The 15,721-nt window shown below is 63.7% G+C and carries 11 protein-coding genes; 6 read left to right on the top strand and 5 right to left on the bottom strand.

Going from position 1 to position 15,721, the window contains the following annotated elements; translation table 11 throughout:
• The first annotated feature begins 38 nt into the window (after positions 1-38).
• Positions 39-659, top strand: a complete 621-nt coding sequence (locus tag ACVOLO_RS09560; RefSeq protein ID WP_481570018.1) for a glutathione S-transferase family protein — start codon at positions 39-41, stop codon at positions 657-659.
• Positions 660-864: 205 nt separating this feature from the next.
• Here ACVOLO_RS09560 and ACVOLO_RS09555 read toward each other — a convergent pair whose 3' ends face one another.
• Positions 865-1,113, bottom strand: a complete 249-nt coding sequence (locus ACVOLO_RS09555) for a helix-hairpin-helix domain-containing protein (RefSeq protein WP_481570017.1) — start codon at positions 1,111-1,113, stop codon at positions 865-867.
• A gap of 5 nt (positions 1,114-1,118) precedes the next feature.
• The gene (locus tag ACVOLO_RS09550) at positions 1,119-2,117 is read right to left on the bottom strand and encodes a polyprenyl synthetase family protein (RefSeq protein WP_481570016.1); all 999 of its coding nucleotides are present in this window, start codon (positions 2,115-2,117) and stop codon (positions 1,119-1,121) included.
• A 189-nt stretch (positions 2,118-2,306) separates the two neighbouring features.
• Here ACVOLO_RS09550 and ACVOLO_RS09545 point away from each other — a divergent pair, with 189 nt between their 5' ends.
• Entirely contained in the window at positions 2,307-3,920 is a 1,614-nt protein-coding gene (locus tag ACVOLO_RS09545) for an alpha-glucosidase (protein WP_481570015.1), read from the top strand.
• A 518-nt stretch (positions 3,921-4,438) separates the two neighbouring features.
• On the opposite strand, the gene ACVOLO_RS09540 is transcribed toward ACVOLO_RS09545, so the two are convergent.
• Positions 4,439-7,207 (bottom strand): TonB-dependent receptor, encoded by a 2,769-nt coding sequence (locus ACVOLO_RS09540; protein ID WP_481570014.1) that lies wholly within the window; start codon positions 7,205-7,207, stop codon positions 4,439-4,441.
• A 335-nt stretch (positions 7,208-7,542) separates the two neighbouring features.
• A complete protein-coding gene (locus ACVOLO_RS09535; RefSeq protein WP_481570048.1) occupies positions 7,543-9,567 on the bottom strand; it encodes a glycoside hydrolase family 97 protein in 2,025 nt (674 codons plus the stop codon).
• A 236-nt stretch (positions 9,568-9,803) separates the two neighbouring features.
• Here ACVOLO_RS09535 and ACVOLO_RS09530 point away from each other — a divergent pair, with 236 nt between their 5' ends.
• The 3 genes from ACVOLO_RS09530 (at position 9,804) to ACVOLO_RS09520 (ending at position 13,674) form a co-directional block, all read left to right on the top strand.
• On the top strand, positions 9,804-11,285 hold the full coding sequence (locus ACVOLO_RS09530) for an MFS transporter (protein WP_481570013.1): 1,482 nt from the start codon (positions 9,804-9,806) through the stop codon (positions 11,283-11,285).
• The gene (locus ACVOLO_RS09525; RefSeq protein WP_481570012.1) at positions 11,285-13,000 is read left to right on the top strand and encodes an alpha-amylase family glycosyl hydrolase; all 1,716 of its coding nucleotides are present in this window, start codon (positions 11,285-11,287) and stop codon (positions 12,998-13,000) included. Before ACVOLO_RS09530 ends, ACVOLO_RS09525 begins: the two co-directional genes overlap by 1 nt.
• Positions 13,001-13,293: 293 nt before the next feature.
• Positions 13,294-13,674 carry an SseB family protein gene (locus ACVOLO_RS09520; RefSeq protein ID WP_481570011.1) on the top strand — a complete coding sequence of 127 codons (381 nt, stop codon included), beginning with the start codon at positions 13,294-13,296 and terminating at the stop codon, positions 13,672-13,674.
• Between the two features lie 133 nt (positions 13,675-13,807).
• On the opposite strand, the gene ACVOLO_RS09515 is transcribed toward ACVOLO_RS09520, so the two are convergent.
• Entirely contained in the window at positions 13,808-14,845 is a 1,038-nt protein-coding gene (locus ACVOLO_RS09515) for a LacI family DNA-binding transcriptional regulator (RefSeq protein WP_481570047.1), read from the bottom strand.
• A gap of 273 nt (positions 14,846-15,118) precedes the next feature.
• Between ACVOLO_RS09515 and ACVOLO_RS09510 the strand changes: the two genes are divergently transcribed.
• Positions 15,119-15,664, top strand: a complete 546-nt coding sequence (locus ACVOLO_RS09510) for a single-stranded DNA-binding protein (RefSeq protein ID WP_481570010.1) — start codon at positions 15,119-15,121, stop codon at positions 15,662-15,664.
• Positions 15,665-15,721 lie beyond the last annotated feature (57 nt).

Here is a 15,721-nt window from a genome sequence, read left to right as displayed (position 1 = left end):
GCGCACACTGTGGGCTCCTTACAACGCAGGTGCCTGACATGTCCGACACGCTCACCTTCCATACCCACCCGCAGTCGCGCGGCCGCATCACCCGCTGGATGCTGGAGGAAACCGGCCTGCGCTACGACGCGGTGATACTGGAGTACGGCACCAGCATGAAGTCCGCGCAGTACCTGGCGATCAACCCCATGGGCAAGGTGCCGGCCCTGCTGCAGGGCAGTACGGTGATCACCGAGAACGCGGCAATCTGCCTGCACCTGGCGGATCTGGCGCCCTGGAAAGGTTTGTTGCCGCCGGTGGGCAGCGCCGAACGCGGCGAGTGCTACCGCTGGGTGTTGTTCGCGGCCGGGCCGCTGGAAGCCTTCGTTACCGACCGCCGGCACGGCGCGTTGGCACCACCGATGGAAGCCGGCTACGGCACTGCCGAGGATCTGATGCGCACATTGGAAACCGCGGTGGCTGGCAAACGCTATCTGGTGGGCGATGGCTTCACCGTCGCCGATCTGTATATGGCGTCGTTCCTGAGCTACTACATGCACATCGGCGAACTGGAGGCCAAGCCGGTGTTCCAGGAGTACTGCGCGGTGCATCTGCAACGGCCGGCATCGCTGCGTGCCGGGGAGTTGGATGATGCGCTGGTGGCAGCCAGCGCTGCCTGAGTTCGTCGTTGTAGGAGCGGCCTCGGCCGCGAAGCTGGTAATCCCGCAACGCGCAGCAAAGTCGGTGCTCGCGGATTGTCGAACTGCGGCTCCTGGCGGTAACCGGGAGATTCCCGGTTTCGCGGCTGATGCCGCTTGTGTCTGCGTAGGAGTCAACTGTCTTGAGGAGGCTCCATGGAAGCTGCGTAAGACCGCCGATTCTTAATCACTGCTGGCTTTTTGCCGCCTCTATCGCCCCGCTGATCGCTGCGCGTGCCTGCGGGCTGTTGCGCCAGCAACTGCTGCCCAGCATGGCCGAAGCCTGGCTGACGACATCGCCGGCTTCGGCTTGGGCCAGTTGCTGCAGGGAATGAAATCCCAGTTGTTCCAAGCGCGAAACCACAGTGGCACCGACGCCTTTCACCGCCAACAGCACGGCGCGTTCGTCCTCGTTGAACTGCTGCAGGCCTGCCATCGCGATCAGTGGCTGCGTTCGACGGCGTAACGGGCCAGGCCGCGCAGGGCGGCGACCGCGTCGCATTCGGCCAGGCCAGCCAGCGCCTGCTCGGCGGCATCGGCATATTCCACGGCGCGCTTGCGGCTGTAATCCAGGCCGCCGGTGGCGTGGATGGCAGCCAGCACTTCCGGCATGGCACTGGCGTCGCCGTCCTGCACGATTTCACGCAGACGCTGGCGGGTAGCTGCGTCGGAGTGGGCCATGGCGTGGATCAGCGGCAGGGTGGCCTTGCCTTCGGCCAGGTCGTCGCCCAGGTTCTTGCCCAGTTCGTCGGCATTGGCTGAGTAGTCCAGTACATCGTCGGCGATCTGGAAGGCATAACCCAGGTTCATGCCGTAGTCGTAGAGCTTCTGCTGCACGGCTTCGTCGGCGCCGGTGGCCAGTGCGCCCAGGCGCGTGCCGGCGGCAAACAACACCGCGGTCTTGCGCTCGATCACGCGCAGGTAGGCAGCTTCGTCGGTGTCCGGGTTGTGGACGTGCAGCAGCTGCAGCACCTCGCCTTCGGCGATGCGGTTGGTGGTGTCGGCCAGGATCTGCATCACCGGCATGCGGTCCAGCTCGACCATCAACTGGAAGCTGCGCGAGTACAGGAAGTCGCCGACCAGCACGCTGGGCGCATTGCCCCACAGCGCATTGGCGGTGCTGCGGCCACGGCGCAGGTCCGATTCATCGACCACATCGTCGTGCAGCAGGGTGGAGGTGTGGATGAACTCGATGATCGCCGCCAGCTGGTGGTGCTCGGGGCCGGCGCCGCCAACTGCATGGCCGGCCAGCATCACCAGCATCGGCCGCAGACGTTTGCCACCGGCGGAGATGATGTGGTCGGCGATCTGGTTGATTAGGATCACGTCGGAGGACAGGCGCCGGCGGATCAGGGCATCGACGGCAGCCATGTCCGGTGCGGCAAGGGTCTGGATGGCAGGCAGGCCCAGCGCGGGGCGGAGGTCTTCGACGAGGCTCATACGGTTGCTTCTTGGGGTACCGGGCGATTATAGGCGGTGCGGGCGAAAGACTGGCGCGAAGGGCTGGCATTGGGGCCTGCGACAGTGAATACGTATGCAAGCAGCACCACCGGCAAAGCGTCGCCGCTAAGCTGGCCGGCATACGTTTTTGGCCCTTTCGGGGGCAACAAGGCCCGGAGGGGGCGGTCAATGTCGAAGACTTCATGGTGGCGTGGTGCCGTCATCTACCAGATCTACCCGCGCAGCTTCCTGGACACCGATGGTGACGGGGTAGGCGACCTGCCGGGCATCATCGAGCGGCTGGATTACATCGCCTCGCTGGGCGTGGACGCGATCTGGGTGTCGCCGTTCTTCAAGTCGCCGATGGCCGATTTTGGTTATGACATCGCCGACCAGCGCGACGTGGACCCGCTGTTCGGCAACCTGGCCGACTTCGACCGGCTGCTGGCCAAGGCGCATGCGCTGGGCCTGAAGGTGATGATTGACCAGGTGTTCAGCCACACCTCGGTGGACCACGCATGGTTCAAGGAGAGCCGCGAAAGCCGCGACAACCCAAAGGCCGATTGGTACGTATGGGCCGACGCGCGCGGAGATGGCACCCCGCCCAACAACTGGCTGTCGATCTTCGGGGGTGTGGCCTGGCGCTGGGAGCCGCGCCGCCGCCAGTACTACCTGCACAATTTTCTGTCCTCGCAACCGGACCTGGATTTCCACAATCCGGCCGTGCAGCAGGCCACGCTGGATTACGTCAAGTTCTGGCTGGACCGCGGCGTGGATGGCTTCCGTCTGGATTCGATCAACTTCTGTTTCCACGACGCGCAACTGCGCGACAACCCACCCAAGCCGGAAGACCAGCGCGTGGGCCGTGGTTTCAGCCCGGACAACCCGTATGCGTTCCAGTACCACTACTACAACAACACGCGGCCGGAGAACATTGGCTTCCTGGAGCGCCTGCGCGCGTTGCTGGACCAGTACCCGGGCGCGGTGACATTGGGCGAGATTTCCTCGGAAGACTCGCTGGCCACCACGGCCGAGTACACCGCACCAGGCCGCCTGCACATGGGCTATAGCTTCGAGCTGCTGGTAGATGACTACAGCGCGCAATACATCCGCAGCACGGTGGAAAAGCTGGAGGCCACCATGCTGGACGGCTGGCCGTGCTGGGCGGTGTCCAACCACGATGTGCAGCGTGCGGTGACGCGCTGGGGCGGGCATCCGGCCAATCCACAGCTTGCCAAGATGCTGGCGGCACTGGTGTGTTCGCTACGCGGTTCGGTGTGCATCTACCAGGGCGAAGAGCTGGGCCTGGGCGAGGCCGATGTGCCGTTCGAGGCACTGCAGGACCCGTATGGCATCACCTTTTGGCCGAACTTCAAGGGCCGTGACGGCTGCCGCACGCCGATGCCGTGGACCGACGGTGCGTTGGCAGGTTTCACCCGCGGTAAGCCATGGCTGCCGATTCCGGCTGAGCATCAGGCACTGTCGGTACATGCACAGGAAGCTGACGGTGACTCGGTGCTGCATGCGTTCCGCAGCTTCCTGAACTGGCGCAAGGCGCATCCGGCGCTGGTCGAGGGTTCGATTCGCTTCCTTGATAGCGCTGAGCCGGTGTTGTTGTTTGAGCGCCAGTCTGGCGATGAGACGTTGTTGCTGGCCTTCAATCTGTCGGGCGAGGCCGTGCGGCATGCGTTGCCGGCGGGTGAGTGGCAGGCGTTGGCGCTGCCAGGCCCGGTGGCGGGTGTTGTTGAGGCTGGCGAATTGGTACTGCCTGGACACGCGGTGTACTGCGCGCGACGCAGCTGAGTTTTATTGTTCTCTCTTTTGTGCGGGCGGAGATAGCATCTCCGCCTTTTTTGTTTTTTGCTTTCGCTAAAGCCCCTCTCCCGCCTGCGGGAGAGGGGTTGGGGTGAGGGCGCTTCTAAAACCAAGTCAAAACCAAAGCTCCCCCCATCCACCCTCCGGGCACCTTCCCCCGCAAGCGGGAGAAGGAGATGCTCAAGGCCAGAGCTGAAGCGAAGCCACAGCCACAGCCACAGCCACAGCAAAGCCAGAGCGAGAGCGAGAGCGAGAGCGAGAGCAAAGACAGAGCGAGAGCAAAGACAGAGCAAAGCTGGAACCAGAGCAAAGCCAGAACCAGAGCCAGAGCGATTCCCGCCTGCGCGGGAATGACGGCATAACTTCCGAAGCACCAGCAGAAGCACCAACTCGCTGAACTACAGTCCCATCAAGCGTCAACGTAGCCTTTGCAGCAGCTTCGCCGCCAACGCAAAAGGCCCGCTGCATAAGCCGCGGGCCGTCAATACCCTTCCAGTCAGAACGGTTTAGAACTTGTAGTTCACACCCACCTGGTAGCTGCGGCCCCATTCCACGGTTTCCAGCGGACGGTCCTTGGTGCCGGCGTAGGTCTCGTACATGGAATTGGTCAGGTTGCTGGCCTGCAGGAACAGGCTCAGGCCCTTGAACATCGTGCTGTCGCCGAAGCTGTAGCCGATCTGTGCATCCAGGACGTCCTCGCCCTTGACGTAACGCAGGGTGCGGGCGCCGTTGAAGTTGCCGATCTCACCGATGAAGTCCGAACGCTTGCGCTGGTTCAAGCGCACTTCAAAGCCACTGTTCTCGTAGTAGGCGGTGAAGTTGTACACGCGCTTGGACAGGCCCGGCAGCATGATTGGCTCGCTGCCCACGCTGGACGTGGTGGCCGGGTCCGGTTTGATCTTGATGTCGCTGTCGTTGAAGCTGGCACTGGCCACCACACCGAAACCACGCAGGCTGTCGAAGAACAGGTCCAACGGCAACGATGCAGTCAGTTCGGCACCGCGCAGACTGCCACCGTTGCCGTTGAACGGCGCGGTGTAGGTGCCAGTCTTGTCGACTACCACGCCCGGCGGCAGGCTGATGCCATTGGCTTCCAGCCATGCGTCCACCTGCTGGGTGAAATCGTAGCCGTCGCGTTTCTCGGTGTAGATGTAGGTCTTCAGGTCCTTGTAGAACACGGCGGCAGCCACGTAGGCCTTGTTGCCGAAGTATTTTTCCCAGGACAGGTCGACCGCGTTGGCCACCCACGGATCCAGATTCGGGTTGCCGCCGCTGGCGCCGGGCTCGCCCTTGTTGGTGTCCACGCCGAACTCCATCGACGCGCGCAGTTCATCCACGCGCGGGCGCGCCACCTGGCGGGCCACAGCGAAGCGCACGGTGTTGTCTGCCGGCAGCTCGAAGGCCAAATTCAGGCTGGGCAGGAAATCGATGTAGCTCTTGCCGTCCTTGATTGGAATCACCTGGCTGCCGACCGGCTGCCCGCCGTCCCAATAATTGGAGTTGGATGACTGGCGAACGTGCTGGGCCTGGATGCCGATATTGCCGCGCACCGGAATCGAGCCGATGTGCGTGCTGATGTTGGCGCGCAGGAAGGTGGTGGTGATTTCCTCATCCACCGTCCACTGCTTGGGAATCAGATAGCTTTCGGTGGTGGTCGGGTTGAACACCATGTAACGGCCGACCGCAGCCGGCACGTTCCAGGCCGGGATGTAACCGGCGCCTGCAAAGCCCAGGTTCACCGGCTTGTACTGCAGGTCGGCGGCGATGCTGCTGATGCCCTGCGCGCCAAGATTGATGTTGCCTTCGGCCTGGGTCTTGTTCTTGCTGCGGTCGGCGTAGTTCACGCCAATGTCGAAGTCGGAGAACCAGTTGAAGCCTTCCGGCACCGGGAAGGTGGCGGCCAGCTTGAAGCCCTTCAGCTCGTCATCCACATGCGGGGTCTTGCCGTAGCCCGAGCCGTAGATGGTGTTGGTCAGGAACAACGTGCTGTAGTCGGAGTAGTCGCGGCCCGGGGTGAACTGCGGGAACTTGCCGCCGGCGAAGTTCAGGGCAACCGAATCCAGCGCAGGTGCCGGCAGCAGCTGCAGGTTGTTTTCCAGGTTCAGCTCGTCACGCTCGGCCTTGGACCAGCTGACGTCGGCAACCACGCGCACGTCACCGAAGTTGAATTCGTTGTTCCAACCGATGGCCTTGATGGTGTCTTCGCGGTTGTTGTACATGCCGCGTACCAGCGGATACACGTTGTGGGCAACGCCGCTCTCGAAGCTGCCGTTGCTCCCCACCACCACGTCGGTGAGATTCAGTTTGTCGTAGCCGCCGTTGTAGTCGCCTAGGTGGATTTCCATCTGGTTGGCCGTGTCGTATTCCTTGGCCTTGGTGTAAAAGGCGTCCAGCGTGCTGGTCCAGCTGTTGTTCGGCCGGAACTGCAGTGTCGCCATTACACCATCGCGCTTTGCATGGCCGGTTCGGCGCAGGGCTTTGATGCCGTCGGAGTAGTAGGTGCCGGCAGCGACGCCCGGGCGCCAGCCATCACCCCCCAGTTCCTGCCACGGTTCGTACAGGCCGACCTGGTTTTCCTGCTTGGACATCTCCGAGTGGGAGACGCCGATGGCAAGGCCGATGGTGTTGTCGGCGAACTTGTCGACATAGCTGAAGTTGATGCGGCTGCCGTACGGGTCTTCGCCGGCGGCTTCGCCCAGCGAGTTTTTCTGGTAGCGGCCGCTGACGGCGATGACACGCTCGTTGTAACTGAGCGGGCGCACGGTCTGCAGATCCAGCGTGCCGGAAAGGCCCTGGCCGACCAGACCGGAATCGGGCGTCTTGTACACGGTGACGCCGCTGATCAACTCCGACGGGTACTGGTCGAACTCGACGCTGCGGTTGTCGCCGGTGCTGACCACTTCGCGGCCGTTGAGCAAGGTGGTGGCGAAGTCGGGCGACAGGCCGCGCACGCTGATGACCTGGGCGCGGCCCGCTACACGTTGTGCGGCCAGACCGGGCAGGCGCGCGATGGATTCGGCAATGCTCACGTCCGGCAGCTTGCCGATGTCCTCGGCCGAGATGGCCTCGACGATCGAGGTCGCGTCACGCTTGACCGAGATGGCGCTCTCGATGCCGCGGCGGATGCCGGTGACGGTGACCGTATCCAGGTTGGTGGCTTCGGCCTGAGCCTTCTTGGCTTCTTCGTCCGCAGTCTGTGCCTGCACGCCGGTGGTGGTCAGCGTGATTGCAGATGCGAGCGCCACGCTCAATAGATTGCGCTTGGTGTTCAACATTCTCCCCTCCCAGGTAATGTCGTCGGTTGTTCTTTTTGTCGTGCCAAATGCGATCTGGGCACTTGTCGCCGGTGTGTTGCGGCTGTTCGCGACATGCCTCGCATGGTAATCAGCGGGCAACGTGCGGGAATCTTCCTGCATACGTATTCAATGAGTTTTGCGGTGGCGAAATGGCCTTGAAAACGCTTCCGGAGAGGCGCAGCGCCCGTAGGAGCGGCCTTGGCCGCGAAGCTGTTGCCGACGCAGCTGCCGGAATATCTGCAATTGCGCATCGTCCTTGCGGATCAGGCTTCACCAGCTTTCGCCGCCAAGGCGGCTCCTACGGGTGCCTTGGATCAATCCAACGGCACCAACCGCACCGCTGCACCGCCGCCGGCGGCCAAGGGCAAGGCCAGCGTGTCGGTGTTTCGCACCTCACGGGTTTCCCGGACGAAGGCGAAGGGCTGGGTTTCCCAGTTCGCACCGTCGCCGTCGCGGTAGATCTCGGCGCGATAGCGGCGCTTGGGATCGAGGAACGACAGCGATGCCTGCAACGCACGCGCTTGTTCATCACCGACGCTGCCGACGAACCATTCGTCGCTACCACGCGCCTTGCGGGCGAGGGTGACGTACTGACCCACTTCGCCATTCAGCACGCGGCTTTCGTCCCAGTCCACGGCAACGTCCTTGATGAACTGAAATGCCTCCGGGTGCTGCGCGTAATGCTCGGGCAGGTCAGCCACCATCTGGATCGGGCTGTACAACACCACGTACAGCGCCAGCTGCTTGGCCAGCGTGCTGCGAAGGGGCAGGCCGTTGCGGCCTTTCAGGCTGACGATGCCGGGCGTGTAGTCCATCGGTCCGCCCAACATGCGGGTGAACACCAGCGTGGCTTCGTGGCCGGGCGGGTTGGGTGGGTTGCCCCAGGCGTTGAACTCCATGCCGCGTGCGCCTTCGCGCGATACCCAGTTCGGCCAGGTGCGGCGCAGGCCGGTGTCCTTGATTGGCTCGTGGGAGTTGATGGCGATGTGTTTTTCCGCCGCCTGCTGCAGTACGCGCAGGTTGTGGTTGCTCATCCATTGGCCTTCGTGCCATTCGCGCGTCACCGGGCCATTGGCGGTGTCCTGGCGCTGGATGTCGCCGGCATCACAGACATAGCCGGTCTTGATCACGTCCACGCCGTTGCGCGCGTACAGATCCAGCGCTGCCGGCAACTGGCGTTCGTAGTGGCTGACTGCGCAAGCGGTTTCGTGGTGGCCGATCAGATGCACGCCTTTGCCGGCGCCGTATTGGGCCAGTGCAGGCAGATCGAAATCCGCGGTGGCGCGGGTGAAGTCAAAGCCCCAGCCGTTGGCGAACCAGTCGCCATCCCAGCCCGGGTTCCAGCCTTCCACCAGCACGCCGCGGAAGCCGTTGGCGGCGGCAAAGTCGATGTAGCGGCGGGTATTGGCGGTGGTGGCGCCGTGCTTGGGGCCGGTGGCCCAGGTTTCGGTTTCCAGGTGCAGCGACCACCACACCCCGACGTACTTGGCCGGCGTGAACCAGCTGACATCGCCAATCGCATTGGGCTCGTTGAGATTGAGGATCAGGCTGGACTCGACCAGATCGCCGGCCTTCTCGCCCACCTGCACGGTGCGCCACGGGGTATTGAACGGCAACGTGCGCACCACCGGCGCGCCATTGCCCGAAGGCGTGAGTGCAGCATGCAGCACATCGCCATCACCGCGCGCCAGGTTCATGCCGGCATAGTCCAGCAGCGCTGCTTCATGGATGGACAGGTGCAGGCCGTTGTCACTGCGCAGGGTCAGCGGGGTCTGCACGGTGCCGATCTGGTTGAGCGGGGTGTGGTGGTACAGGTATTCCTCGCGGTTCCATTCAAAGGCGGGAATCCACCACGCAGTTGCCGGGCGGGCGAGGGTGAATTCGGTCAGTTCGGCATTGATCTGTGCCTGCTGCATCGCGGGCTGTTGCGGGAATTCGTAGCGGAAGCCGACGCCATCGTCGTAGACGCGGAAGACCACATCGAAGCGGCGACCCTGCTGGCGTCCGCCGCCGGTTTTTTCGGCAAAGCTGGCGCGCAGTTCGTTGTAGTGGTTGCGGGTGAGACGGCGCTCGCCCCAGGGCTGTTCCCAGGTTTCATCGACACTGCGGCTGCTTTGCCCGGTCAGCACGAGGTTGCGCTCCAGGCGCCCATCGTTGAACAGCATGCCCAGCCGTGAGGGCGCGATCACTGGCTCGCCCTTGCGTGCCACGCGGTAGGCCAGGCGGCCTTCGTGATGCGACTCGACGGTGACGGTCAATACATCGCCGGGCGAACTGATGCGGGCCAGGTCGTCAGCATGGGCGGCCGGCAGGCCGGCAAGCAGCAGTGCGAAAGCCATGCTCAGGCGGAACAGCGGGAAGGCGGGGCGCGGTTGGGCCATGTCGGTCATCAACTCCAGATGCAGGTGCGGAAAGCAGGTGCCCTCACTATCGGCGTTGCTGCGGGGCGTCATGGGCGCCCGGGGCACTGAATACGTATGCACCAGCGGTGCGCATCCGCGGGCACCCCTCTACCATGGCCCGGCGCAACCGCGCAGACATTGCATCCGTGATTCCCGGAGGGGGGAAGCGCTTGATGAAAAGCAAACCGCAGCTGTCGTTCTGGCAGATATGGAACATGTGCTTCGGCTTTCTGGGTATCCAGTTTGGCTTTGCACTACAGAACGCCAATGCAAGCCGCATCTTCGAGACGCTTGGCGCGCCGATGGATGCCGTGCCGGGCTTATGGATTGCCGCGCCGCTGACGGGTCTGCTGGTGCAACCTGTGATCGGCTACCTGTCCGACCGCACCTGGACACGCTGGGGCCGTCGTCGCCCGTTCTTCATGATTGGCGCGGTGCTGACCACGCTGGCCCTGTTGGTCATGCCCAACTCGCCGACGCTGTGGATTGCTGCCGGCACGCTGTGGGTGCTGGATGCCTCGATCAATGTGTCGATGGAGCCGTTCCGCGCCTTTGTCGGCGACCAGCTCGCCCCGCGCCAACGCCCCAGCGGCTATGCAATGCAGAGTTTCTTCATTGGTGTGGGCGCCATCATCGCCAGCTTCCTGCCCTACATCCTGGCGCACTTCGGCGTGGCCAATACCGCGGCGGCCGGGCAGGTGCCGGACACCGTGCGCTATGCCTTCTACTTTGGTGCGGCGGTGCTGCTGGCAGCGATTACCTGGACCGTCATCCGCACGCGCGAGTATTCGCCGGCCGAATTGGCCAGCTTCGACGATGCCGAGCCTTCCGCAGTGCATGCAGCCGCGCCGTTGGCCGGCCCGCCGCAATGGAGCCGCATCCTCGGTTGGTCGGCGTTGGGAGTGCTGCTGGCTGCCCTGATTGCCTGGCAACAAGGCGACCGCATGCTGTACGTGCTGGCCGGCTTGTGCGCGGGCTATGGCCTGCTGCTGGGCGTGGCCCGCATCGTGCCCGGCACCCACATGTTGGCGACCATCGTTGGTGACCTGCGCAGCATGCCGGTGACGATGCGGCGGCTGGCATGGGTGCAGTTCTTCTCGTGGTTCGCGCTGTTTGCGATGTGGATCTACACCACCGCCGCCGTCGCCGGCACGCACTTCGGCTCCAGCGACCCACAGTCGGCCGCCTACAACGAAGGCGCCAACTGGGTGGGCGTACTGTTTGGTGCCTACAACGGCTTTGCAGCACTGGCCGCGCTGGTGATCCCGCTGATGGTGCGGGCGATGGGATTGCGCTGGAGCCACCTCATCAATCTGTGGCTCGGCGGGTTGGGGCTGATCTCGCTGATGTTCATCAGCGACCCCAAATGGCTGCTGCTCTCGATGGTTGGCGTGGGCTTTGCCTGGGCGTCGATCCTCTCGCTGCCGTATGCGCTGCTGTCCGACAGCGTGCCGTCCACCAAGATGGGCGTGTACATGGGCATCTTCAATTTCTTCATCGTGATTCCGCAGCTGGTCGCGGCCAGTGCGTTGGGGTTTGCGCTGCGCGCATGGCTGGGCGGTGTGCCGATGCATGTGTTGGTATTGGGTGGCTGCAGCCTGTTCGTGGCGGGCCTGTGTGTACTGCGGGTTCCCTCGCAATCGGAGGTGGTGTGATGCTCAAGCGTTTGTCTGTCGCGGTTTCCCTGGTGCTGGTTTCCAGTGCTGCGTTGGCGGTTGATCGGCCGGAGTACATCGGCACCACCGAGCCGTTTGCCAGCAATGCGGTGTACTTCGTGGTCACCGATAGGTTCGTCAATGGCGATACCAGCAACGACCAGCGCGAGCAGGGCGGCGCGCACCGCACCTTCGACATTCCGGTTCCGTGCCCGGACAAGGTGGACGGCAACATCGGTTACCTGGGGGGCGACTTCAAGGGTGTGCTGGACAACGCCGGCTATATCCGTAGCCTCGGTTTCGGCGCGGTGTGGATCACGCCCATCATCGACAACCCGGACCAGGCCTTCACTGGCAGCAAGCCGATCAGCTGCACCAGCACGCTGACCGATCGTGGCAAGACTGGCTACCACGGCTATTGGGGCGTCAATTTCTACAAGCTCGACGAACACCTGCCCAGCGCCGACCTGGACTTCGCCGGCCTGACCAAGGGTCTGCATGGGACCGGTCTGAAAGTGGTGCTGGACATCGTCGGCAACCACGGTTCACCGGCGTGGACCATGCCGGTCACCCAGCCGCAGTTCGGGCAGATATTCGACAAGAACGGCACGCTCATCGCCGACCACCAGAACCTGGCCCCCGACAAACTCGACCCCAAGCACAACACGCTGCATGCCTTCTACAACAACGTCGGCCCAGTCGATGGCAGCAAGGGCTCGATCTTCGACGGCAACCTCGCCGAGTTGGGTGACTTCAACGAGCACAACCCGGCGGTAATGGATTACCTGGTGGATGCCTACCTGCAATGGACCGCGCAGGGCGTGGATGCATTGCGCATCGACACCATCGGTTGGCTGCCGCACCCGTGGTGGCATGCCTTCGTGCAGCGCATCCGCGCAAAGCATCCAGGCATGTTCATGTTTGGCGAGGCCTTTGATTACGACGCCGGCAAGATTGCTGAACACACCTGGCCGGCCAATGCCAACGTCAGCGTGCTGGACTTCCCGTTGCGCGGCGCGATGTCCTCGGTGTTCGGCAAGGAACAGAAGGGCTTTGAAACACTGGCCGAACCGCTGCACCTGAGCGGTGGCCCGTATGCAAATCTATACGAGCTGATGAGCTTCTACGACAACCACGACATGGCGCGTTTGGATGCTGCCGACAGCGGTTTCATCGACGCACACAACTGGCTGTTCACCGCGCGCGGCATCCCGGTGCTGTACTACGGCTCAGAGACGGGTTTCATGCGCAGCCGCGCCGAGCATGCCGGTAACCGCGCCTATTTCGGCCAGGAACGTGTGGATGCGGCGCCGCAGAGTCCCATCTTTGCGCCACTGCAGCGCATTGCGACGCTGCGCCAGGCCACGCCGGCGTTGCAGCGGGGATTACAGGTGAATGAGCGGTTGCAGGGTGAGGGGGCAGTGTTCTTCCGCGTACTGCAACAGGGCGATACCACGCAGACCGCGCTGGTGTTGCTCAACAAGGGCGGTGCGGCGAAAACGTTCGAGGTAAGCCGCTATCTGCAGCCCGGCCAATGGCGCGACGCGCTGGATGGTGGCAGCGTAGAAGTGAAGCGCACACTCAAGGCCGAAGTGCCGGCGCACGGGGTCAAGGTGTTCGTGCTCGATGCGCAGGTAAATCAGGCCGAGTTGCAGGCGCAGTTGGATGCGGCGATGGTGGACCAGCAGACACGCACGCAACGGTTGCAACACTGAAACAAAGCCCCTCTCCCGCTGGCGGGAGAGGGGTTGGGTGAGGGCAAGCTGGGGACTGTACTGGTCCACCGTGAAAGGCACTCCTCCCCAGTCCTCTCCTTGCCTGCAGCAAAGGGAGAGGCGGTAGTCCATGGTCTGTCGGATTGCGGTGAAACCCGCTTTTACTCCCTCCCTTTCGCGCAGCGAAGGGGAGGGCCGGGGAGGGGTTGGCTATTGCTTTCATCCAGGCCCAAACAGCCACCCAAAAATCGAACCGCTACAATCCCCAACCCACCGCAGTCCCGCCGCGCGCCATGAACGAGCTCCCCCCGCAGACCCCCATCGAAACCCTGCTGCAGACGGCGATGGAAGGCAAACTGCCAATCAAGGCCTTCATGCAGGCATTCGTTGCCTCCGAAGTGGTGCTGCTCACTGGCAGCCTGGTGACGCCGGATGGCAGCGGCTTCGACCCGTTGCTGTTCGACAAGCAGGGCGTGCTGCATGTGGCGGTGTTCACCGACATGGCACGGGTGGGCTTCAACAGCCAACAGGCGCCGCACAACGTCCGCATGTTGATGCTTGAGGTGCTGCGTCGCGTACCCGGTGGTTATGGCGTGGTGATCAACCCCGGCACCTCGCTGGGCTTTGAAATTTCCCCGTCCGGCGTTGGCGAAATCCTCAAGGATTTCAGCTGACGGAAATGACCGGATTACAGCGTGGGAGCGGCTTCAGCCGCGAAGCTGGAATTGTGCGAATCAGCGTGAATTCCGCAGTGTCGCGGTTAGCGGCGCGGTGAATAACGTAGGAGCTTCGCGGCTGAAGCCGCTCCTACGCAACGCTGCGTCGTGACGACTCGCGCAGCACCAGCTTCGCCGGGATGTTGATGCCCTCCACCGGCTCGCGGGCGATCAGCCCCAGCAGTTTTTCGATCAGCAACTGGCCGGCCTGCTTGGTGTCCTGCTGCACGGTGGTCAGTGCCGGCGAGACCGAGGCGGCCAGCGGGATATCGTCAAAGCCGGTGACCAGCACATCCTCCGGTACCCGCAGCCCACGCTCGCGCAGTGCCCGCAGCGCGCCGATGGCGATCAGGTCGCTGGCGGCGCAGACCGCATCAAAGTGTTCGCCGCGATCCAGCAGGGCCAGGCAGGCAGCATGGCCGGACTCCTCGGTGGTGATCGCGTCGTGTTGAAGCGCACCGTCCGGCGCCAGCCCGCGCGCCCGGAGGGCGTCGGCATGGCCACGGTAGCGTTCCTCGAACTCGGGGTAATGGCTGGACGCGTGGCCGAGGAAGGCAATGCGACGGCAACCCTGTTCAAGCAGATGCGCGGTGATGTCGAAGCCGCCCTGGAAGTTGTCACTGCCCACGGACACCCCCGGCTGGCCGGGCAGGGCGGCGCCCCAACGCACGAAATGCGTGCCTTGCTCCACCAGCCGCTGCAGGCGCGCCACCGATTCGTGATAGTCGCCATACCCGAGCAGGATGATGCCGTCGGCCTTGTTGCTGTCCTCGAAATCGGCATGCCAGTCGCTGGACAGCTGCTGGAACGACACCAACAGGTCGTGCCCGTGCAGCGCGCAGGCGCGGGTGATCGAGCCGAGCATTGAATGGAAGAACGGGTTTATCAATGAGTCGTCCGGGGTGGGGTCCTCGAAGAACAGCAGCGCCAGCGTGCCGGATTGCTGGCAACGCAGGCTGGAAGCGTTCTTGTCCACCTTGTAGTTCAGCTGCCGGGCGATCTCCAGGATGCGCTGGCGGGTCTCGGCGTTGACCATCGGACTGCCGCGCAGGGCACGCGACACCGTGGGCTGGGACACCCCGGCCATGTGCGCGATATCCAGTGAAGTGGCTTTACCCTTGATCGACATCAGGACCGGCAACGTGAATGACGTGGGCATCATGCCATGCGCCGACATGTGCTGGGACAGGCGAGGTCGCCCGCGGGCCAGTTGTTGGCTGGAACCGGACAGGATAGTCCCCTGCGTCCTCCGGCTGGCTGTCCGGGAGCCGGCCAGGGCCGGCAAAGGCCTTGGCCCACAAGGGATGCCGCGGCGGGCCGATATCGGCCCGCGGGGGCGATATAATCCCATGGCTATTGCCCGCATCCGGCGGGTGGACCCCAACGGAAGAGTAGGAACCCTATGGCCCGCGGCATCAATAAAGTCATCCTCGTCGGCAACCTCGGCAACGACCCGGACACCAAGTACACCCAGGCCGGCATGGCAATCACCCGCATCAGCCTGGCCACCACCAGCGTCCGCAAGGACCGTGACGGCAACCAGCAGGAGCGCACCGAATGGCACCGCGTGGTGTTCTTCGGCAAGCTCGGCGAGATTGCCGGTGAGTACCTGCGCAAGGGCAGCTCGGTCTACGTCGAAGGCGAACTGCGCTACGACAAGTACACCGGCCAGGACGGCGTGGAGAAGTACACCACCGACATCGTCGCCAACGAGATGCAGATGCTCGGCGGGCGTGGTGAAGGCGGCGGTGGCGGCGGCAACTTCGGCGGTGAGCGTCCGCAGCGCCAGTCGGCCCCGCGCCAGCAGGGCGGTGGTCAGGGCGGTTACGGCAACCAGGACCAGGGCGGCGGTTACGGCGGTGGTCAACGCCAGCAGCGCCCGGCCCCGGCTCAGCAGCAGTCGGCACCGCCGATGGATGACTTTGCCGACGACGATATTCCATTCTGATTTCTAACGGCACGGTCGTGTAGACAGAATCCCAGCCAGGCCTTGCGCCTGCTGGGA

Source organism: Stenotrophomonas sp. STEN056, from assembly GCF_056759635.1.
The sequence above is the reverse complement of the archived record's forward strand: the minus strand, read 5'-3'. Positions and strand labels throughout refer to the sequence as shown.

Coding starts and splice junctions, on each gene's coding strand:
- ACVOLO_RS09510 (WP_481570010.1), top strand. CDS start 15,119: ATGGCCCGCGGCATCAATAAAGTCATCCTCGTCGGCAACCTCGGCAAC.
- ACVOLO_RS09515 (WP_481570047.1), bottom strand. CDS start 14,845: ATGTCGATCAAGGGTAAAGCCACTTCACTGGATATCGCGCACATGGCC.
- ACVOLO_RS09520 (WP_481570011.1), top strand. CDS start 13,294: ATGAACGAGCTCCCCCCGCAGACCCCCATCGAAACCCTGCTGCAGACG.
- ACVOLO_RS09555 (WP_481570017.1), bottom strand. CDS start 1,113: ATGGCAGGCCTGCAGCAGTTCAACGAGGACGAACGCGCCGTGCTGTTG.
- ACVOLO_RS09550 (WP_481570016.1), bottom strand. CDS start 2,117: ATGAGCCTCGTCGAAGACCTCCGCCCCGCGCTGGGCCTGCCTGCCATC.
- ACVOLO_RS09540 (WP_481570014.1), bottom strand. CDS start 7,207: ATGTTGAACACCAAGCGCAATCTATTGAGCGTGGCGCTCGCATCTGCA.
- ACVOLO_RS09545 (WP_481570015.1), top strand. CDS start 2,307: ATGTCGAAGACTTCATGGTGGCGTGGTGCCGTCATCTACCAGATCTAC.
- ACVOLO_RS09535 (WP_481570048.1), bottom strand. CDS start 9,567: ATGGCTTTCGCACTGCTGCTTGCCGGCCTGCCGGCCGCCCATGCTGAC.
- ACVOLO_RS09530 (WP_481570013.1), top strand. CDS start 9,804: ATGAAAAGCAAACCGCAGCTGTCGTTCTGGCAGATATGGAACATGTGC.
- ACVOLO_RS09525 (WP_481570012.1), top strand. CDS start 11,285: ATGCTCAAGCGTTTGTCTGTCGCGGTTTCCCTGGTGCTGGTTTCCAGT.
- ACVOLO_RS09560 (WP_481570018.1), top strand. CDS start 39: ATGTCCGACACGCTCACCTTCCATACCCACCCGCAGTCGCGCGGCCGC.